Source organism: Mucilaginibacter mallensis (assembly GCF_900105165.1).
In the GTDB taxonomy this organism is placed as follows: domain Bacteria; phylum Bacteroidota; class Bacteroidia; order Sphingobacteriales; family Sphingobacteriaceae; genus Mucilaginibacter; species Mucilaginibacter mallensis.
Genome location: NZ_LT629740.1, coordinates 2,178,087 through 2,197,889, shown reverse-complemented (window position 1 = coordinate 2,197,889; position 19,803 = coordinate 2,178,087). Strand labels below are relative to the sequence as shown.

At 40.3% G+C, this 19,803-nt stretch carries 19 protein-coding genes; 13 read left to right on the top strand and 6 right to left on the bottom strand.

Translation table 11 applies throughout. The annotated features are described in order from the left end of the window. Window positions 1–4: 4 nt before the first annotated feature. From BLU33_RS09005 to recR, 3 genes are read right to left on the bottom strand one after another with little or no spacing between them, the layout of a single operon-like run. Entirely contained in the window at window positions 5–820 is an 816-nt protein-coding gene (locus tag BLU33_RS09005; protein ID WP_091371441.1) for an SDR family oxidoreductase, read from the bottom strand. Beyond that, the gene (locus tag BLU33_RS09000; RefSeq protein WP_157682091.1) at window positions 804–1,601 is read right to left on the bottom strand and encodes a glycosyltransferase family 2 protein; all 798 of its coding nucleotides are present in this window, start codon (window positions 1,599–1,601) and stop codon (window positions 804–806) included. Before BLU33_RS09000 ends, BLU33_RS09005 begins: the two co-directional genes overlap by 17 nt. A 45-nt stretch (window positions 1,602–1,646) precedes the next feature. Continuing rightward, entirely contained in the window at window positions 1,647–2,264 is a 618-nt protein-coding gene (gene recR / locus BLU33_RS08995; RefSeq protein ID WP_091371437.1) for a recombination mediator RecR, read from the bottom strand. Between the two features lie 119 nt (window positions 2,265–2,383). Here recR and BLU33_RS08990 point away from each other — a divergent pair, with 119 nt between their 5' ends. The 11 genes from BLU33_RS08990 to BLU33_RS08940 all read left to right on the top strand — a co-directional run bounded on the left by BLU33_RS08990 (window position 2,384) and on the right by BLU33_RS08940 (window position 15,522). Beyond that, a complete protein-coding gene (locus tag BLU33_RS08990) occupies window positions 2,384–2,968 on the top strand; it encodes an LOG family protein (protein ID WP_091380362.1) in 585 nt (194 codons plus the stop codon). Window positions 2,969–3,132: 164 nt separating this feature from the next. After that, a complete protein-coding gene (locus BLU33_RS08985; RefSeq protein WP_091371435.1) occupies window positions 3,133–4,764 on the top strand; it encodes an acyl-CoA carboxylase subunit beta in 1,632 nt (543 codons plus the stop codon). Window positions 4,765–4,857: 93 nt separating this feature from the next. Beyond that, entirely contained in the window at window positions 4,858–6,039 is a 1,182-nt protein-coding gene (locus tag BLU33_RS08980) for a dipeptidase (protein ID WP_091371433.1), read from the top strand. A 157-nt stretch (window positions 6,040–6,196) separates the two neighbouring features. Continuing rightward, window positions 6,197–7,117: a hypothetical protein gene (locus tag BLU33_RS08975; RefSeq protein WP_091371431.1), complete on the top strand. Its 921-nt coding sequence runs from the start codon at window positions 6,197–6,199 to the stop codon at window positions 7,115–7,117. 306 nt (window positions 7,118–7,423) lie between these two features. Beyond that, window positions 7,424–8,380, top strand: coding sequence for a thioredoxin-disulfide reductase (gene trxB / locus BLU33_RS08970; RefSeq protein ID WP_091371429.1), 957 nt, complete (start codon window positions 7,424–7,426; stop codon window positions 8,378–8,380). A 161-nt stretch (window positions 8,381–8,541) separates the two neighbouring features. Continuing rightward, window positions 8,542–8,712 carry a 30S ribosomal protein THX gene (locus BLU33_RS08965; protein WP_091371427.1) on the top strand — a complete coding sequence of 57 codons (171 nt, stop codon included), beginning with the start codon at window positions 8,542–8,544 and terminating at the stop codon, window positions 8,710–8,712. A gap of 97 nt (window positions 8,713–8,809) precedes the next feature. Further along, complete coding sequence (locus tag BLU33_RS08960) at window positions 8,810–11,134, top strand: family 20 glycosylhydrolase (protein ID WP_091371425.1); 2,325 nt, start codon at window positions 8,810–8,812, stop codon at window positions 11,132–11,134. A 14-nt stretch (window positions 11,135–11,148) separates the two neighbouring features. After that, window positions 11,149–11,967 (top strand): hypothetical protein, encoded by an 819-nt coding sequence (locus BLU33_RS08955; protein ID WP_091371424.1) that lies wholly within the window; start codon window positions 11,149–11,151, stop codon window positions 11,965–11,967. 179 nt (window positions 11,968–12,146) lie between these two features. Then, window positions 12,147–13,616 (top strand): Asp-tRNA(Asn)/Glu-tRNA(Gln) amidotransferase subunit GatB, encoded by a 1,470-nt coding sequence (gatB, locus tag BLU33_RS08950; RefSeq protein WP_091371422.1) that lies wholly within the window; start codon window positions 12,147–12,149, stop codon window positions 13,614–13,616. Further along, a complete protein-coding gene (locus tag BLU33_RS08945; RefSeq protein ID WP_091371420.1) occupies window positions 13,617–14,738 on the top strand; it encodes a TlpA disulfide reductase family protein in 1,122 nt (373 codons plus the stop codon). 94 nt (window positions 14,739–14,832) lie between these two features. Next, on the top strand, window positions 14,833–15,522 hold the full coding sequence (locus BLU33_RS08940; protein ID WP_091371418.1) for a response regulator transcription factor: 690 nt from the start codon (window positions 14,833–14,835) through the stop codon (window positions 15,520–15,522). 358 nt (window positions 15,523–15,880) lie between these two features. Here BLU33_RS08940 and BLU33_RS08935 read toward each other — a convergent pair whose 3' ends face one another. The 3 genes from BLU33_RS08935 to BLU33_RS08925 all read right to left on the bottom strand — a co-directional run bounded on the left by BLU33_RS08935 (window position 15,881) and on the right by BLU33_RS08925 (window position 18,652). Next, a complete protein-coding gene (locus tag BLU33_RS08935) occupies window positions 15,881–16,348 on the bottom strand; it encodes a hypothetical protein (RefSeq protein ID WP_091371417.1) in 468 nt (155 codons plus the stop codon). A gap of 82 nt (window positions 16,349–16,430) precedes the next feature. Next, window positions 16,431–17,138: an LOG family protein gene (locus BLU33_RS08930; RefSeq protein ID WP_091371415.1), complete on the bottom strand. Its 708-nt coding sequence runs from the start codon at window positions 17,136–17,138 to the stop codon at window positions 16,431–16,433. Window positions 17,139–17,164: 26 nt separating this feature from the next. Then, window positions 17,165–18,652, bottom strand: coding sequence for a sodium:solute symporter (locus tag BLU33_RS08925; RefSeq protein ID WP_091371414.1), 1,488 nt, complete (start codon window positions 18,650–18,652; stop codon window positions 17,165–17,167). A gap of 199 nt (window positions 18,653–18,851) precedes the next feature. Here BLU33_RS08925 and BLU33_RS08920 point away from each other — a divergent pair, with 199 nt between their 5' ends. Continuing rightward, window positions 18,852–19,232, top strand: coding sequence for a VOC family protein (locus BLU33_RS08920; protein ID WP_091371412.1), 381 nt, complete (start codon window positions 18,852–18,854; stop codon window positions 19,230–19,232). 4 nt (window positions 19,233–19,236) lie between these two features. Further along, entirely contained in the window at window positions 19,237–19,749 is a 513-nt protein-coding gene (locus tag BLU33_RS08915; RefSeq protein WP_091371411.1) for an FUSC family protein, read from the top strand. The last annotated feature ends 54 nt before the right edge of the window (window positions 19,750–19,803 follow it).

The following is a 19,803-nucleotide window of genomic DNA, read 5'->3' as shown; positions in this document are numbered from 1 at the left end:
AAATCTACTTCAACAATGAATCTTTTTCTTTCGAAAACACATTATAAACCATTTTATCTAAAAAGCCGGGGATAAATTTACTTAGTGCTACGGTTAGTTTACCCTGGCCCGTCATGATCAGCGTACGTGAACGATTCTCTACACCGTCAACAATAATTTTGGCCACTTCATCAGCGGTCATCATCTTTTCTTCGTGGAGCGTGCTTTCGCCCTGCTGCTTACCATTTTTATCAAGTGCTGTATTGCGGATGTTTGATGCGGTAAAGCCCGGACAAGCGGTTAATATATTTACGCCAGTCTTTAAAGTTTCAACCCGCAACGCATCTAAAAAGCCATTCATCGCAAATTTTGATGCTGAATAACCGGTACGGCCCGGCAAACCTTTATAACCGGCAATGGATGATACACCCACTATTGTACCTTGTGATTTTATAATTGCAGGCAAAGCGAATTTAGTACAATATACTGTACCCCAAAAGTTTACATCCATTAACTCTTTTAAAACTTTAATATCAACATCATTAAACAATGCCCGCATGGATATACCTGCATTGTTTACCAGCACATCAATCTTCTTAAAAGTTAACAGGGTTTGCTTAATCAATTGCTCGCACTCATCCTCAACTGAAACATCGCAATGGATGGCTACAGCCCTGATGCCATATTTCTGCTCAAGGTCCTGCGTTATTTCACATAAAGCTACATATTGGCGCGCGCCTAAAACAAGATTGGCGCCGCGTTTGGCAAATTCGTAAGCTAATGATTTACCGATACCTGACGAAGCACCGGTGATGACTACAATTTTATCTTTCAACTTCATATAACAGGGGCAACTGTGGTTGCGGCACGCCTGCTACTTTAATTTCAGGCATCTTAAATAAATATTTGAAAGCGAATATAAGCATAGCGCCATAAAAATATTTAACAAAATGCCAGTTAAATTTAGGCAGGCTGCGATCGCCTGCATTAATGATATATGTTTTAGGGAAATAGTAATTCTTATAACCGGCAAGCCGCAGGCGGTATGAGAGGTCGATATCATGCCCATACATGAAAAAATGCTCATCAAACAAGCCTGTTTCATCCAAAGCTGCTTTGCGGAGCAGCATAAACGCACCGTTTAAAAAGTCGACCTCCGAAGTTTGAAACTCTTCAACCCAATCCTTGCGGTTACGATCGAGCAGGCGTGATTTGGGAAATGTACTCGCCAGGCCAATAAGCTTAAAAAATGAGATCCATGATGATGTAAGCCCCCGGTTCGACTCCGGTAAGAATCTTCCCTGCGGAGTTACCATACGCACACCCAAGCCACCTGAATCTGTATGCAGATCCATAAACTCAAGTGCTCGCTCTAAGGTTTTTTTGGAGCTTATTATATCCGGATTGACCAGTAAAACATACTCGCCTTTTGCCATGCTGATAGCCTTGTTATAGGACCTTGCCAAGCCTTCATTTGAGTTATTGGCAATAACATGAAACTGCGGGAATTCATTTTTGAGCATCTCAACAGATTTATCAGTAGAGGCATTATCAACTATAAAAACCTCATAATCAATATACTTACCAGCATCAATTAAAGAACTAAGCGTATGCCTGAGCATTTCACAAAAATTGTAATTAACAATGACTACAGACAGCTTCATATTTTATCGTGATAGTGAATTCTCGTATGGAACACGTGTGGCTATTGACCGACCTAAAGTCAATTCATCTACGTATTCTAATTCACCACCAAAAGCTATGCCACGAGCTATAGTTGAGATAGTTATATTGTAAGATTTTAATCTTTTGTTTAAATAAAAAATAGTGGTGTCGCCTTCCATGGTTGCGCTCAGGGCAAAAATCACCTCTCTTACCTCATTTTCCTTTAAGCGCTCCACCAATGTATCCACCTCCAGATCAGACGGGCCTATACCATCCATTGGTGATATCAATCCACCCAAAACATGGTATAACCCATTGTACTGATTAGTATTCTCTACGGCCATCACATCACGTGTATCTTCAACCACACATATTAAGCCCCGATCGCGTTTTGGGGCAGTACATATCTCGCAAACAACATGATCAGATATATTGTGGCAGGTTTGGCAAAACTGTATGTTATTACGTAAATTACTTATAGCACCGCTAAACCTGTCAACCTCGGCCCTATCCTGTTTTAATAAATGCAAAACCAATCGTAAAGCGGTTTTTTGCCCCACACCCGGCAATTTTGAAAACTCCGCAACCGCATCCTCCAATAACTTTGATGAAAAGTTCATGATGCGAATTTACTGATTATTTTAAATAGTCATTGGTTCACTGATTCATTAGTTCATTACTATAAATTTGTAGTTTTGACCACATTATTGGACTCTTGACCAATGAACTAATGAACTACATGAAAAACATTTGCATATTCTGCGGCGCAAACTTTAGCGGCGACCCTTTATTGGAACTGGCCATTAATCAATTAGCTGAAATAATGGTTAGCCGCGATGTATCGCTAATTTTTGGCGGTGGTAAGGTTGGTGTAATGGGTATGATTGCTGATGCCGTACTAAATAAAGGTGGCAAGGCCATTGGTGTAATACCGCAGTTTTTAATGGCTAAGGAAATTGCTCATCCCGGTTTAACAGAACTGCATATAGTTGAAACCATGCACCAGCGCAAACAATTAATGAGCGATCTGTGTGATGGCTTTATTACAATGCCTGGCGGTTTAGGCACAATGGAAGAGTTTTTTGAGGTATTAACCTGGTTGCAATTAGGTTTACATAGCCGACCGGTGGGTATTTTAAATGTAAACGGCTTTTACGACCTGCTATTAAAACAACTGGATGTAATGGTTGAACAACGCTTTTTAAAACCCGTAAACCGCCAACTGGTTTTATCATCCGGCGACCCTATTGAGCTGATTAGTTTGATGAATAATTTCAAGGCTGAAACTGATGAAGCTTGGTTTAAGGATAGAAATCTGATTTAGTTAAAACCGCCAGTATATCCATACCCGCATTTGGGTACCCGATAAATTATACCGCCTTGTTTGGAACTTGTTTGTATTTAATGCATTTCTGCAAACAAAATTCATGTAAATAGCATTTTCCTGTTGTAATTTACCTAAAATTACATTTCACATAACAGCCAATTATGGATCTTGAATTCAATAAAAATGAAGATATTAATAAACAACTTGTTTATGACCTCTCAACCCGCCTAAAAAAGATTTACCTGGGTGGTGGCGAAAAAGCCGCCGCCAAACAAAAAGAGAAAGGCAAAATGCTGGCGCGTGAACGTATCAGCTACCTTTTGGATAAAGACAAGCCCTGGCTGGAGATCGGCGCTTTTGCAGGCGACGGATTATATGCAGAGCATGGCGGATGTCCCTCAGGTGGTGTAATATGCGGCATTGGCTATGTATCGGGCAGACAATGTGTGGTGGTTGCTAATGATGCTACGGTAAAAGCCGGGGCATGGTTCCCAATTACGGCCAAGAAAAACCTGCGTGCGCAGGAAATTGCCATGGAAAACCACCTGCCCATTATTTACCTGGTTGATTCTGCCGGCGTTTACCTGCCTTTGCAGGATGAGATCTTCCCTGATAAAGAACATTTCGGGCGCATATTCAGGAATAATGCCATCATGAGTAGTATGGGCATCGTTCAAATATCGGCTATTATGGGTTCATGTGTGGCAGGTGGCGCTTATTTGCCTATTATGAGCGATGAGGCCATGATAGTTGAAGGAACCGGCTCTGTATTTTTGGCTGGCTCCTACCTTGTAAAATCAGCTATTGGCGAAGATATTGACAATGAAGCGCTGGGCGGTGCAGCAATGCACTGTGAAATATCAGGTGTTACCGACTATAAACAACCAAATGACAAAACCTGTTTAGATAGCATCCGCAATATTTTAAGTATGCTGGGCGATTATAATAAAGCAGGATTTGATCGCATAAACCCAACCCCTCCTAAGCTTGATCCCAAAGATATTTACGGTTTGTTGCCTGATGCACGCGACAAACCTTATGACATGAGGGATATTTTGCTGCGCCTATTGGATAATTCTGAATTTGAGGAGTATAAGGCGGAATATGGACAATCTATCATTTGCGGCTTAGGTCGTATTGATGGCTGGGCTGTAGGTATAGTTGCCAATCAGCGTAAAGTTATAAAATCGGGCAAAGGCGAAATGCAGTTTGGCGGGGTAATCTATTCCGATTCAGCTGATAAGGCCACACGCTTTATCATGAACTGTAACCAGAAAAAAATACCGCTGGTATTTTTGCAGGATGTAACCGGCTTTATGGTGGGCAGCCGCTCCGAGCAGGGTGGCATTATAAAGGATGGCGCTAAAATGGTGAATGCCGTAGCCAATTCGATAGTGCCAAAGTTTACTATAATAATAGGCAATTCATACGGTGCAGGTAATTATGCTATGTGTGGCAAGGCTTATGATCCGAGGTTGATATACGCGTGGCCATCAGCAAAAATTGCGGTAATGGGTGGCTCACAGGCAGCAAAAACCTTATTACAGATACAAGCCGCCGGCTTAAAATCAAAGGGTGAAGAAGTGATCACCAAAGAGAAGGAAGTAGAGCTGTTAAAAGAGATCAGCGATAAATACGATTCACAAACTACGCCGTATTATGCTGCTGCCAGGCTTTGGGTAGATGGCATTATCGACCCGCTGGAGACACGCAAAGTAATATCCATGGGTATTGAGGCAGCTAACCACGCTCCTATTGAGAAAGCGTTTAATGTGGGGATAATTCAGACGTAAATAATGTAGAGACGCAATATTTTTCGTCCCCTGCATATACACCGTAGAGACCCAATACTTTGCGTCTCTACGATTTTTTCTATATTTAGATTTATGAAAAAACTGACCCTTGTTTTATCCCTGTTATTCATCGCAACTGTACAATCCTTTGCACAAAGCGCTATGGAAATCCATCAGCGTGCCATTTTGGTTGATACCCATAATGATGTGTTATCAAATGAACAGATCAATCATTTAGATATAGGCAAATTACAAACTGAAGGTCAGCTTGATCTGGTACGGGCAAAAGAGGGCGGACTGGATGCACAGGTTTTCTCCATCTGGTGCGGGCCGCAATATGGCAAGGGTACAGCTTTCAGATTTGCTAACCGCGAAATTGATTCGCTTTACGCGTTATTGAAACGTTATCCTGATAAAATAACATTGGTACGCAACTCAGCAGAATTAAAAAAGGCAGTAGCCGATCACAAATTTGCTGCCTTAATTGGCGTTGAAGGCGGGCATATGATTGAGGACAGAATGGATTATATCGATAGTCTGCACAACCGTGGCATGTGCTATTTAACCCTAACCTGGAACAACAGCACCTCATGGGCAACATCAGCTTATGAAGAACGATTTAAGCATGATAGCTTAACCCATCACGGTTTAACAGCATATGGCAAACAAATAGTGCATCATTTAAATGACCTGGGCGTAATGATAGATCTCTCCCATCCAAGTGAACAAACTTTTTATGATGTGCTTGCTACAACCAACAAACCTGTAATTGCATCGCACAGCTGCGCTTACGCGCTTAACCCGCACCAACGCAATTTAAAAGATGCACAGCTTAAGGCACTGGCAAAAAATGGCGGCGTGGTATTCGTGAATTTTTATAGTGGCTTTATCGACAGCACCTATCAAAAGAAAGCAGCTGAATTTCGCCACAGGCACCGTGCCGAACTGGATTCACTTATAAAGATCTATAAAGATGAAGACCTGGCTACTGACAGGCTTTATGCTGTTTATAAATCAGAATCTGAACCGATGCGTCCACCATTAAGCCTACTGATAAAACATATTGATTATATAGTAAAATTGATAGGTGCCGACCACGTTGGCATAGGCTCTGATTTTGACGGAGCAGAATCCTATCCAAAAGGCATGGATGATGTGACCGATTACCCAAAAATTACTGCGGAACTATTAAAACTAAACTATAGCGAAAAGGATATTGATAAGATCTTAGGCGGAAATTTCTTAAGAGTATTAAAGGCAAATACAGGTAAGTAACTCGATTATGAGATTTCGTGTAATTATATTGTCACCAATCAACAAAAATCTCAATAATGTTACACACAAATCAGTATAGTATATTGTCTAATAGTTATATTAGTGTTATTGATTACCAGTTATTTAATTTACCCCTTAAACTTAAATCATTTACATTATGAAAAAGCACATCTATTTGTTAGCATTTTTGATGATCTCGCATCAATTGTTCGCACAAACCAAAAAGGTTTATGTAACAAAATCAGGCAGCTACACCGCCAATAGCGATAAAGCTGTATCGTATCTGTTAGTACAGCAGCTCAATGGCGATTCTGCCTATTTGGCAAGGCAATATAACATGAATAATTCCTTAATGGTAAAAGGCACTTATAAGGATGCGGCGCTTACCATACCAAACGGAAAATTTGTTTATTATAATACGGAGAATAACAGTTATGTATCAGCTGTAGGTTATTTTGTAAACGGGAAACGTACAGGAAACTGGAGCGAATTTGCACCTAACGGCCAAACCACACTTGAATATAGCTATGAAAATAACATACTAACCGGCACTTATAAAACTTACGATGCCAACTCAGGCATACGTGGTGAGGGAAACATGGTGAACGGTAAGTTGGCCGGCGATTTCAAATGGTACAATAATGATGGTTTGTTAGTTGCAGGTGCTGTACTTGAAAACGGCAAAATTGTTAAGAAAACAGAATACATGAAGGATGCTAAAGAAAGCATGAACCTGCATGCATATGTTGAACAAAAATTAAAAAAATACAGCAGCGTATTGTACGATTCTCAGTTTACAGTAAAGTATGATATTAGTAAAGATGGTAAAATAACCAACCCGCAAATAGTGAGCGGTTATAACCCTGAAATAAACGCAGCTATACTTAATGCTTTATCAAACCTAAATGCATACAGGCCGGCTACTTATAACAATGCGGCTATCGATCAGAAAACATCAGAAACATTTAATGTTTATAATACGATGAATATGGCTAGTAATTATCGCCTTAATCACCCAATACGTATTTGTAGCATCACTCCTCCTATGCATAATTTTAATTCAACAACATCAATGTAATTAAACAGTAACGATATAAAAAAGGCCCGTACTGCTAATAGTACGGGCCTTTTTTATATAACTTTTTCATTGAGGATCGTTCAGCAACAACTTCAGCACAACAATAGTGATTACCACTATAATTACCAGCAGCGCAATAAATTGCCATAACGCTTTGTTTTTATCTTCCATAAGGGGAATTAAAGATGTGCAATATTAATCAAGATTTCTAAATCAAAACAAAATTCCACAATTGATATGTTTACTAACATCTGACCAACCAAATTACCTTTTTTCGTACATTCGCACTTCATTATTTAATAACAAATGTCTCAAGATATTGAACACGTAAAATGCCTGATCATAGGTTCAGGTCCGGCGGGATATACCGCTGCTATATATGCTTCACGCGCTGATTTGAAACCGGTGCTGTATACAGGTATGCTTGCCGGCGGTCAGCTTACACAAACTACCGAGGTTGAAAACTATCCCGGTTATCCAGATGGTATCATGGGCCCTGAAATGATGGAGAATTTCCGTCAGCAGGCGGAGCGTTTAGGCGCTGATATCCGTTTTGGTTATATCAGTTCGGTTGATTTTTCAAGTCTGCCGCATAAAGTAGTGGTTGATGAGCATAAAACTATAACCGCCGATTCAATTATCATTTCAACAGGCGCATCAGCTAAATGGCTGGGACTTGATTCAGAACAAAAATACAGTGGTTTTGGGGTTTCTGCATGTGCCGTTTGTGATGGCTTCTTTTTCAGGGGACAGGATGTGGCATTAGTGGGCGCAGGTGATACCGCTGCTGAGGAAGCTACTTACCTGGCTAAAATGTGCCGCAAGGTAACCATGATCGTTCGTCGCGATGAGTTCAGGGCTTCAAAAGCCATGATGCACCGCGTATTGCACACGCCAAATATCGAAGTATTATACAATACCGAAACTGTTGAAATACTTGGCGACGGACAAAGTGTAACCGGCGTAAAAGTGCTCAACAATAAAACACAGGAACATACTACAATTGATATAACCGGCTTTTTTGTAGCCATAGGCCACAAACCAAACACCGATATATTTAAAGGCTGGATCCATATGGATGAAACTGGCTATATCATTACCCATCCAGGATCAACTGAAACAAACGTTGAGGGTGTATTTTGCTGCGGTGATGCCCAGGATCATATCTATCGCCAGGCAGTAACAGCAGCAGGCACGGGCTGTATGGCTGCTATTGACGCTGAGCGTTATTTAGCTGCGAAGGAGCATGTGGTAACAGCGTAAACCCAGGTGTCATTGCGAGGAGGAACGACGAAGCAACCTCGTCGCGTTCAATAGCCAGGCGACGAGATTGCCGCGCTACCGCTCGCAATGACATAGTTTTATAATCTCCCAAAACAATTACCGCCCCTTATACCTTTATAATCTAAACAATTATAAATACCATGGGAAAAGGAGATAAAAAATCCAGAAAAGGTAAAATAGCAATGGGTTCATTCGGCAAAAGCCGGCCGCATCATGTAAAAAAAGCTGTTACGGGAGTCCACTTGCAAAAAGAAGAAAAACCTGCTGAAGCTGTTGAAAGGACGGAAAAAGCAAAAAAACCATCCGCTTAGGCGAATGGTTTTTTTATTTTATTGACATTTTTTACACAACAGTAGCTTTGTGTTTTTTCAAAATCCGCTATATTCACAAACTCGTATTTAATTTACTATGTATAAAAAGTTTTTCCTGCTATTTTTTGCTATTGGTTCCCTTTCTATAACAATCACAAACGCCCAGGATAGCGGCCCAAACATGGGGATAATCCCGGCACCCGTATCCCTAAAAAAAGCATCCGGTAGTTTTACCCTGAGCCGGCAAACAGTAATACTGGCCGATAGCACAAATAATAAAGCTGTAGTTTTTTTAGCTGATTACCTGCGCAGTAAAAAAATGCTGAATATTAAACCAGGCATTGATTCCAACAAAAATACACCCAATAGCTTGATATTAACGTCTGCTGGTACAGACAGCCTGCCTGCTGAAGGTTACAGGTTAACCATCACACCACAGCAAATTACCATTGCAGGTAAAGGGGCAGGTTTATTTTACGGCATACAAACACTTATACAATTAATGCCTGCCGATGGTGGCGCTACCATACAATTACCTTGCGTACAAATCACTGATTATCCTCGCTTTGGTTATCGCGGTGTAATGCTTGATGTTTGCCGTCACTTTTTTTCGGTGGAGTTTGTTAAAAAATACATCGACCTGATGGCGGCTTATAAGCTTAATAACTTCCATTGGCATTTAACTGATGACCAGGGCTGGCGCATCGAAATAAAAAAATATCCGAAGTTAACTACAATTGGCAGTCAACGGGCACAAACGGTTATCGGCAATTACCACGACCGTACCCCACAGCAATTTGATAACACTCCGGTTGGTGGTTTTTATACACAGGATCAAATCAGAGATGTAATTAAATATGCTGCCGACAGATATATCAATATCGTACCTGAAATAGAAATGCCGGGCCACTCTGAGGCTGCATTAGCGGCTTACCCGGAATTGGGTTGCGAACCAACTTTTCCGTACAAAGTATCTGAAACATGGGGCGTATTTCATGATACCTATTGCCCATCCGATAAAACGTTCAGTTTTCTCGAGGATGTGCTGACCGAGGTAATGGAGTTATTCCCATCAAAATATATTCACGTAGGCGGTGATGAAGCACCTAAGGATGCCTGGAAAAAATCAGCATTTTGCCAGAAACTTTGTAAGAAACTCGGACTGAAAGATGATCGCAATTCAACCAAAGAAGATAAGCTGCAAAGTTATTTTATACAAAGGGTAGAGAAATTTGTAAACTCAAAAGGCCGCAGTATTATAGGCTGGGATGAAATTTTAGAAGGCGGCCTCTCCCCTAACGCTACCGTAATGAGCTGGCGTGGCGAAGCCGGTGGTATAGCCGCAGCACAACAAAACCATGATGTGGTTATGACCCCAGGAAGCGGAGGTTTGTATATCGACCACTCGCAGGGCAAATTAAGTGAAGAACCATTGAATATTGGAGGATACGACCTGTTATCAAAAATATATAGTTATAACCCTACACCGGCGATTCTTACCCCCGATCAGCAAAAACATATTGTAGGTGTACAAGCTAATTTATGGACAGAGTATATCCCCACCGAAAACAAAGCAGAGTATATGCTGCTGCCACGTATGCTTGCGCTTAGTGAGGTAGCATGGTCGCCATTGGCTAATAAAAACTATACCGATTTTGCCAATAACCGCTTGCCGTCCCATTTAGCATGGCTTGATAAAAACGGTTTTGATTACCATGTGCCACAAGCTATCGGTGCCCAGGATACTATTATATTTGGTTCACAGCTGAATGTAAATTTAAAGCCATCGGTTACAGGTGCCACTGTTTATTATACCATAGATAGCTACACGCCACGCGAAGCTGATATCCCGTATACTATCCCCATGACTTATAATGTACCTCAAGATCAGTACCGTGAGCTGGAAACCATTGTTATAACACCATCAGGCAAACGCAGCAGGGTTACCAGCACATTTGTATATAACAAGTCGCCATTACCAGCGGTCAACTACCAGAGCACTGCAAGCGGCTTAAAATATCTGTTATATACCGGCGCATTTAATAACACAAGCGAGTTGACTGCAGCTGCCGCCGTTGATACCGGTATAGCAAAAAGCTTTAATACAAGCATCATCCGGAAAAATAATCCTGCCTTTGGTATAATTTATAGCGGTTTTATCCGTATTGATAGTGATAACGTTTATGGATTTTCAACACTATCAGATGATGGTTCGGAATTATCTATTGACGATATACCTGTTGTTAAAAACGATGGCAAACATTCCTCAATTGAACAAGGCGGATCAGTGCCTTTGCAAAAAGGATATCACCGTTTTACCTTAAAATATTTTAATGTTGGCACAACAGGCACGCTTCGTGTATATTTGACCATACCGGGTAAACCAAAAGGCGAATTATCGCCAGATGAAATGTATAATTAAGCCGATTTATGAAGATGAATAACAGGTTTTATTTATTGATACTGGCAGCATGTACCATAATAGCAGGCTGTAATAATAATGACGATAAAAAAACGGATACTACCCCTGTAGTGGTAAAAAAGCCTGCCATAATGCAACCATTCAGGTTTCATAAACTGATTGAGGTTTCACCCGGCAATGATTTTGATGTATTAAGCTGGGGAAGAGGGTCGCAAGCCGTGGGGTCGTTCTTGATACTCCATTCCGATTCATCGGGTATGAAATATAATACTACCACAGGTGATCTGGATGGTTCAATTGTAGATGTTTATAACTCTGACATGGACCTTGATGGAAACCCTGAAATACTGATACAGGCCAAAGCCACTGATACAACAAACTATGCCGTTATATATGCCTTTGAATTTAATAACAGCAAAGCCAATAAGCTCGATTTTCCGAAATTAACATCCTCTCAAAGGAAAGGCTACCGCGGTAACGATAATTTCTATATCAAGGAAGGCAAGTTTATGCGTGAGTTCCCGATATATGATGGCGATGGTAAGAATGCCAAACCAACCGGGGCAAAACGCTTATTGCAATATGGTTTGAGGAATAATGAATTTACCGTACAGCAGGTAAGTAAAGATTCAACCTTAAAAAGTACAACTAAAACTACAGCAACACCAACTGCAAAAGCTACTTCTACCGAAAAGAAAAAATCGTCTTCAACATCTAACCAAAGTAGTACTTCATCATCCAAAAAGAAGAAGAAAAAATCGGATGACAATAGTAGCACCACTACACATAAAAAGAAAAAGAAGAAACATCACCATAGCAGCGACGATAATTAATTAAGTTGCTAATAACTCTTTTCTCCAAGCGCCATTGCTTCGCCGCTCGCAATGATGCTTTGTAATATAAAAGACCTCATTTTAAATCGCTATAAGCAAGATTTTATTATGCGCATAATAACTAATAACCATATATTTGAAAATTGGATCAGCTGATTTATGGCTGAAATACATTATTTATGACAGTTCTCACAGGCGATATTAGTGACAAATATGAGTTGGTTGTAGGGTTAGAGGTTCACGCGCAATTATCTACTTTAAGCAAGGCATTTTCATCAGATTCAGCAGCATTTGGCGCTGAACCTAATCATCATATCAGTCCAGTATCATTAGGGCACCCGGGCACACTTCCCCGCCTTAATAAAACTATGGTGGAGTATGCAGTTAAAATGGGCCTGGCCTGCAATTGCACAGTTAACCTGAATAATACATTCGCCCGTAAAAATTATTTTTACGCTGATCTGCCAAAAGGCTACCAGATAACCCAGGATCATAAACCAGTAGTTACGGGTGGTTTTGTACCGGTAAGATTGAGTGACGGCACGGCGAAAGATATCGCTATCCATCACATCCATATGGAAGAGGATGCCGGTAAAAGCATGCACGACCAGCATTTCGATGATTCACTTATCGACCTGAATCGTGCAGGTGTCCCCCTGATTGAAATCGTTACCGAGCCCGACATGCGCAGCAGCGAAGAAGCAGGACAGTTTTTAACAGAGACACGTAAGCTGTTACGCTACCTTGATATTTGCGATGGCAATATGGAGGAAGGCAGCATGCGTTGCGATGCCAATATCTCAGTAAGGCTTAAAGGTGAAACAGCTTACGGCAATCGCTGTGAAGTAAAAAACCTGAACTCTATACGCAATGTACAGCGTGCCATTGAACATGAATTTGCAAGACAGGTAAACGTTATTGAAAACGGCGGTCGTATAGATCAAAACACTTTAAACTTTAATGCTGATACAGGTGAAACATCAGTTTTACGCTCAAAGGAAATGGCTAACGATTACCGTTATTTTCCTGAACCCGATCTGGCGCCATTATTTTTAGATAAGTCGTATATCGACAAAATACAACAGGCTATGCCTGCCCTGCCTAACCAACTTTATAAAAAGTACACTGCTGAATTAGGGCTATCAGATTATGACGCGACGGTTATTACGGCCGATAAAGAACTTGCTTTATTTTTTGAAGAATTAATTAAGCATACCAGTAATTATAAATCGGCAGTACATTTGCTGATGGGGCCTGTTAAATCGCATTTAAATGAAAGTGGTTTGCACATTGGCAATATCGGCGTTAAACCTTCAAACTTGGCCGGGTTAATTAAACTGGTTGATTCAGGACAGATCAATAATACCGTGGCATCGCATAAATTATTCCCTGCCCTGCTTAAATTCCCGGATAAAACCGCGGAAACGTTGGCTGCTGAACTGAACCTATTGATCAGTAATGATGGTGACGATGTGAGTCAGTTTATCCAGGCCGCGATTGCCAAGTTTCCGGATAAGGTTAAAGAATACCAGAAAGGTAAAAAAGGCGTTTTAGGTTTGTTTATGGGCGAAATTATGAAAAGCTCAAAAGGCAAGATCGATCCGCAGAAAACAAATCAACTACTTATTAAAGAACTAGAATCTAAATAAATGAAAAACCGTATCATATTATGCGGCATTGTATCTATCTCAATGCTGATATTTTCGTGCAAGGATAATAGCGCATTTACCATTTCTGGTACTGTTCAAAATCCCGCAAGCTTAAAAACTGTATTCCTGTTAGAGAGCGACAGCACCACCACAAACGTGGTTGACTCAACCAAACTAAGCGAAGATGGTAAATTCCAGTTTAAACATACCGCACCTTATGCTAATCTGTATAAATTACGCGTAGGCGGCAGTGTTTTTGACCTGATAGCTAAAAACGGTGATGCCATTGATTTCAGTACCGATTTGAACGACAATAAACATAGTTACACCATCAGTGGCTCGGATGAATCTGAAAAGATCCAGGAGTTTAACAAGATAAGTAATGTTTATACCGACAAAAACACCAAACTGGCTGATGAATACCAGGCAAAATCACAGGCTTTAGGCAAACAATCAGATTCATTAATGAAAATATATTTGCCGGTATTTCAAAAAAACATAGCTGATTACAGCGTTGTTACTTTGAAATTCATGAATGATAACAAAAACTCGCTGGCTGGCTTTTACGCGGCAACATCACTTGACCCTGATAAATATGAGCAGCAATTAATTGCATATGCAGATCAGATAAAAGATAGTTTTAAGGACAACCCGGGTGTACAGCAGTTCATCAAACAAATGATGCTGATTAAACCGGTATCGATCGGACAGCCTGCACCTGAGTTTACTGTTATAGGTGTAGATAACAAGCCCATCAAACTATCTGATTACAAAGGGAAATATGTTATGCTTGATTTCTGGGCATCATGGTGCGGCCCGTGCAGGCAGGAAAACCCTAATGTAGTTGCGCAGTATGCAAAGTTCAAGTCAAAAGGTCTTAATATCCTTGGTATATCGTTAGATACTGATAAAGATAAATGGCAACAGGCAATCACGGCAGATAATTTAACTTGGAGCCATGCATCAGACCTTAAGAATTTTGAAGGCCCTACAGAAAGGTTATATCATATAGAAGCGATACCATCAAACTTCATAATTGATCCTCAGGGCATTATAGTTGCCAAAAATGTAAGAGGGGCTGATCTTGAAGATTTTTTAAATAAAACATTTAATAAGCCTTAATTAACTGTTAAGATAAAGTAACATTTAACAATTTGTTAATATTAGCTTAACTATTTGCTTCTTTTCAGCGTATACTTTTATACAAAAATTAATCATGAGCAACATATCGAAACAAAAAATACTTATTGTTGATGATGAACCGGATATTTTAGAGCTGATAGAGTATAATTTAAAGAAGGAAGGCTACCAGGTTTTCCTGGCGCATAACGGACAAGAAGCTGTTACTGAGGCCAAAAGATCTCTCCCTGACCTGATAGTACTGGACATTATGATGCCTAAAATGGATGGCATCGAGGCCTGCCGCATTATGCGCACCATGCCCGAATTTAAGAATACCTTTATGGTGTTTTTAACTGCCCGCAGTGAGGAATATTCTGAAATTGCAGGTTTCAACGTTGGAGCAGACGATTATATTGCAAAACCTATAAAGCCCCGCGCTTTGGTTAGCCGTATTAACGCCATATTACGCCGCAACGCCCCTGCCGAAGATGTTACCGATAACAAACTGGAAATTGGCGACCTGGTAATTGACCGCGAGGCTTATCTTGTTTTCCAAAAAGGTGCTAAGGTGGTATTAGCCAAAAAAGAATTTGAGCTATTGTACCTGCTGGCTTCAAAACCTGGTAAAGTTTATACCCGCGAGGTGATCCTGAAAAATATTTGGGAAGACTCAGTAGTAGTTACTAACCGTACTATTGATGTACATATCCGTAAGGTACGTGAAAAATTAGGTGATGATATTATATCAACCGTAAAAGGTGTTGGTTATAAGTTCGGAGCGTAAGAGAGGACCTCTTCAAAGGAGAGGACTCGAAAATATAAACAGAAAGGGCGGTGAAAATTTCACTGCCCTTTCTGTTTAATAACTGTCATGCTGAACATGTTTCAGCATCTCACACGCCAGGTAGCCAATGTGCTGGTTCTATCGAAGAAGACTTAGTTTTTAAAACTTTGTAAGTCTATAACCACTGATGTGCGCAAGGCTGTTATGCTGAGCGCTAGTCGAAGCATGTGGGCAAAGGCCTTTACGCTCATACTTCGACTAGCGCTCAGCATGACACCCACTCCACCTTATCAATAACGCATCAGTAAAAAGCCGAATGATGGATTATCATTCGGCTTTTTTAATATATCAAAAATAATTACTTAGCAGCAACAGCTTTCTTAGCAGCTGTTGATTTTGCAGCGATAGTCTTTTTAGCACCGGCAGCTTCAGTTTTAGCTTTATCGGCAACAACTTTTGCTTTAGCAGCAACTTTCTTTTTAGTATCAGTTGCTGATTTTTTAGCAGCAGCTGTTTCGGTTTTAGCTTTAGCAGTTACTTCTTTTGCTTTAGTATCAGCCTTAGCTTTAACATCAGAAGCAACAGTTTTTGCTTTGGCAGCTGTTACTGATGCTTTATGAGCAACGCTTGCTTTAACAGTTGTAGCTTTATGTTTAGTGGTAGCTTTTTTAGCTGTTACTTTATCTTTAAGATGATCAATTGTATCGACTGCTTTATCTTTTAATTCTTCGGCGTTATCTTTGGTATCATCCCAAAGACTCTCAATCGTTTCTTTAACCTTTTCAAAAAATCCCTTTTCTTCAGGTTTAGTGCTGTTATCGCTCATGTTTTTTACAGTTAGTTGTATGTTAATATTTCATTATAATACAATTACTATACCAATGCAATTCGAGTTTGATTTCCTGTTTTTAGAAGTTAGGTTTAAGCACATATTTATCATAAAAGCGAAAAATATGCTCGGTTGCCTCTTCGGCGGTGTCTACCAAACGGTACAAGTTCAAATCTTCCGGGCTGATGTTATGCTCGTGTTCAAGCATGTTTTTCTCCACCCAATCAAACAACCCCTTCCAGTAGTCAATTCCCACAAACACAATAGGAAAACGGGCTATCTTACCTGTTTGTATCAGCGTCATAGCCTCGAACGATTCATCCATGGTACCAAAGCCGCCGGGCAATATAATAAAGCCCTGCGAATATTTCATGAACATTACTTTGCGCACAAAAAAATAATCAAACTCCAGTATTTTGTCCCTATCGAGGTACTTATTGTGGAACTGTTCAAATGGCAATTCAATGTTCAGCCCTACCGACTTCCCTCCTGCCTCAAATGCACCTTTATTAGCGGCCTCCATAATGCCCGGCCCGCCGCCTGATATTACGCCGTAGCCGCGCTCTGATAGCAAACGGGCGCATTCTTCTGATGTCTGGTAATACTTACTATCATTTTTTGTTCGTGCCGACCCGAATATGGATACACAAGGGCCTATTTTAGCCAGTTTATCAAAACCATCAACAAACTCGGCCATAATTTTAAATATCTGCCAGGAGTCGGTTACCTTAATTTCCTGCCAGTTCTTATTTTCAAACGCGCGTCTTATTTTATCATCATTTGTCATAAATTATATAGATAGAGTAAAAAGTATTAAGCACTAATTGGTGTTTTTGTTTTCGATGCAGAGGTGATTAGCAGCCCGGCAAATGTAATCAATCCGTTCACGATGATGAGTTCGTTATCGAAAACATAACCGCCCAGCAGCGCTTTTGATGAAGTGCTCAGGAAATAACAGATTGCTGGCGATATCAAACAAATAAAAGGCACCAGCTTATCCCTAACCTGCCTGTTTTTCATAAACAAACCAAAGCTGTACAGGCCAAGCAACGGACCATAGGTATAAGATGCCACTTTGAAGATAGCTGTTACAACAGCATCATTATTAATGGCATTAAAAGCGATAATGGTCAGCAGCATCAACACAGAAAAGCCAATATGCACAAAATGCCTGGTGTTTACATTCTTTTTACTGTTGATGGCTTCACGCTTATTAAAACCTAAAAAATCAACACAAAAAGAAGTTGTGAGTGCGGTTAACGCGGAATCGGTAGTGGCAAAGGTTGCAGCAGTTAAACCAAGCATAAAAACCATTGCAGGTATTATGCCTAAGTATTGCAGGGCGATGGTTGGATACAGGTAATCGGTTTTTGCAACCTTAATACCGTTATGTGCCGCGTAGATATAAAGCAATGCCCCTACGCTTAAAAAAAAGATATTGATCACCACAAAAACTGCCGTAAAGCTAAACATATTCTTTTTCGCTTCGCGGATGTTAGACAGGCTCAGGTTTTTCTGCATCAGGTCCTGATCGAGACCCACCATGGCTATGGTAATAAACATGCCACCCAAAAATGCCTTCACAAAATGGAACTTGCTACTCAGGAAATCATTAAAGAAAAAGACTTTGGAGTAGCTGCTATTCTTAACTGCGTCAAAAGCTTCAAATATGTTTAAATGCAGGCTGCGGCAAATGAATATGATCGACAAAAAGACAGATGATACCAGGAACAGCGTCTGCAAACTATCGGTAATAATAATAGTTTTAAGGCCTCCTTTAAACGTGTACGACCATATCAGCAGCAGACATATCAGCACCGTTACGGCAAAAGGCACATGGTAGCTATCGAATATAAATTTCTGCAATACAATTACCACCAGGTAAAGCCTGAAACCCGATCCTATTATCCTGCTGATAAGGAAAATACCGGCGGCAGTTTTATAGCTCCATGTACCTAAAGCAGTTTCGATATAGCTATAAATGGATGTTAATTTAAGCCGGTAGTAAAGCGGCAGCAATACAGTTGCCACGATGATAAACCCTGCGGCATTACCCAATACGAACTGGAAATACTCAAACTGATCGCCGGTTGGCGCGCCAACTTTACCTGGGACAGAGATAAATGTAACACCACTTAAAGCTGTGCCGATCATGCCAAATGCAACCAAATACCATTTTGAATTACGGTTGGCCACAAAAAAGGTATCGTTATCAGTTGATTTACGGGAGGTTAGGTATGATATAACCAGCAATACCAAAAAGTAACCGATGATAAAAGATAAGAGTATTGCGGGAGACATGTTTTTTAGTATTTAGTAGCTGGTATCAAGTAGCAAGATAGTAATAAAACACAAAAAAGAAATGTCATTTCGAACGAGGTACGAGGAGAAAACCTCTGCAGCTTTTCTACCGGTTATAGCAATAAGCAGAAGATTTCTCTCTATCGTTCGAAATGACATTGTGATCCAAACCATTCCCCTAACTTTGCGTTCAATATCTATGAAAATTAACCGACTCGATCATTTAGTTTTAACGGTAAAAGATATAGATGCTACCTGTGCCTTTTACCGGGATATTTTAAGAATGGAGATAGAAACATTTCAGCAAGGCAGGAAAGCATTGAAATTCGGCATACAAAAGATCAACCTGCACCAGTATGGGCATGAGATTGATCCTAAAGCCATCAACCCTACTCCTGGCTCTGGCGATCTTTGTTTTATTGCTGATACGCCGATTGCTGAGGTTGTAGAAACACTCAAAACCAAAGGTATTGCCATTGAAACCGGGCCAGTGGAACGAACCGGCGCTACCGGCAAAATTATATCGGTATATTTAAGAGATCCCGACCAAAATCTTGTAGAAATAAGTAATTATATTTAGCTTGATGAACAAAAGCTTTTTTGAGTTAGATAAGTCGGTTTATTTATCACACATTTTATACCTGATAAAAGTAATTTTAGGTGTTATTATCTGTTACATCCTCTACAAGTCTATTCCTGAATATCCCTTTTATTGGTCGCTGGTTTCGGTTGTAATAGCAACGTCATTAGATCGAAGCACCGATCAGGCTTATGACCGCATAAAAGCAAACGTTTTGGGTTGTATTGTAGGTGCAAGCCTATACCCCATTCAATTGCCTGAATTATTGATTATGTGTATCGGCGTTGTTATAATAGTTTTTTTAGCTATTGGCTTTAAAATAACTAGTACTTTAAGGAGCGCGCTTGCAGCATTCATTATTATATGCCTGCAAATAGAGACTATCAAACACTGGTATATAGCTTTAGAACGTGTAGTATGTGTGGTGGCCGGATGTGTGGTGGCTTTGCTGCTTACGCTATTCTTTAATAAAATTTGGCCGAAAGCAATGCATATGAAGATGACGAAGGAGGTGTGAAAAGATTTAAGTCATGCCGAACTTGTTTCGGCACCCCACATGCTAAGTGATATG

Excerpts from the sequence above, each read along its gene's own strand:
- BLU33_RS08935 (WP_091371417.1), bottom strand. The coding sequence starts at position 16,348 with ATGAGCGATAACAGCACTAAACCTGAAGAAAAGGGATTTTTTGAAAAG.
- BLU33_RS08990 (WP_091380362.1), top strand. The coding sequence starts at position 2,384 with ATGAAAAACATTTGCATATTCTGCGGCGCAAACTTTAGCGGCGACCCT.
- BLU33_RS08980 (WP_091371433.1), top strand. The coding sequence starts at position 4,858 with ATGAAAAAACTGACCCTTGTTTTATCCCTGTTATTCATCGCAACTGTA.
- BLU33_RS09005 (WP_091371441.1), bottom strand. The coding sequence starts at position 820 with ATGAAGTTGAAAGATAAAATTGTAGTCATCACCGGTGCTTCGTCAGGT.
- BLU33_RS08960 (WP_091371425.1), top strand. The coding sequence starts at position 8,810 with ATGTATAAAAAGTTTTTCCTGCTATTTTTTGCTATTGGTTCCCTTTCT.
- BLU33_RS08940 (WP_091371418.1), top strand. The coding sequence starts at position 14,833 with ATGAGCAACATATCGAAACAAAAAATACTTATTGTTGATGATGAACCG.
- BLU33_RS08945 (WP_091371420.1), top strand. The coding sequence starts at position 13,617 with ATGAAAAACCGTATCATATTATGCGGCATTGTATCTATCTCAATGCTG.
- gatB (WP_091371422.1), top strand. The coding sequence starts at position 12,147 with ATGACAGTTCTCACAGGCGATATTAGTGACAAATATGAGTTGGTTGTA.
- BLU33_RS08925 (WP_091371414.1), bottom strand. The coding sequence starts at position 18,652 with ATGTCTCCCGCAATACTCTTATCTTTTATCATCGGTTACTTTTTGGTA.
- BLU33_RS08955 (WP_091371424.1), top strand. The coding sequence starts at position 11,149 with ATGAATAACAGGTTTTATTTATTGATACTGGCAGCATGTACCATAATA.
- trxB (WP_091371429.1), top strand. The coding sequence starts at position 7,424 with ATGTCTCAAGATATTGAACACGTAAAATGCCTGATCATAGGTTCAGGT.
- BLU33_RS08985 (WP_091371435.1), top strand. The coding sequence starts at position 3,133 with ATGGATCTTGAATTCAATAAAAATGAAGATATTAATAAACAACTTGTT.
- BLU33_RS08915 (WP_091371411.1), top strand. The coding sequence starts at position 19,237 with ATGAACAAAAGCTTTTTTGAGTTAGATAAGTCGGTTTATTTATCACAC.
- BLU33_RS08920 (WP_091371412.1), top strand. The coding sequence starts at position 18,852 with ATGAAAATTAACCGACTCGATCATTTAGTTTTAACGGTAAAAGATATA.
- recR (WP_091371437.1), bottom strand. The coding sequence starts at position 2,264 with ATGAACTTTTCATCAAAGTTATTGGAGGATGCGGTTGCGGAGTTTTCA.
- BLU33_RS09000 (WP_157682091.1), bottom strand. The coding sequence starts at position 1,601 with ATGCTCAGGCATACGCTTAGTTCTTTAATTGATGCTGGTAAGTATATT.
- BLU33_RS08975 (WP_091371431.1), top strand. The coding sequence starts at position 6,197 with ATGAAAAAGCACATCTATTTGTTAGCATTTTTGATGATCTCGCATCAA.
- BLU33_RS08965 (WP_091371427.1), top strand. The coding sequence starts at position 8,542 with ATGGGAAAAGGAGATAAAAAATCCAGAAAAGGTAAAATAGCAATGGGT.
- BLU33_RS08930 (WP_091371415.1), bottom strand. The coding sequence starts at position 17,138 with ATGACAAATGATGATAAAATAAGACGCGCGTTTGAAAATAAGAACTGG.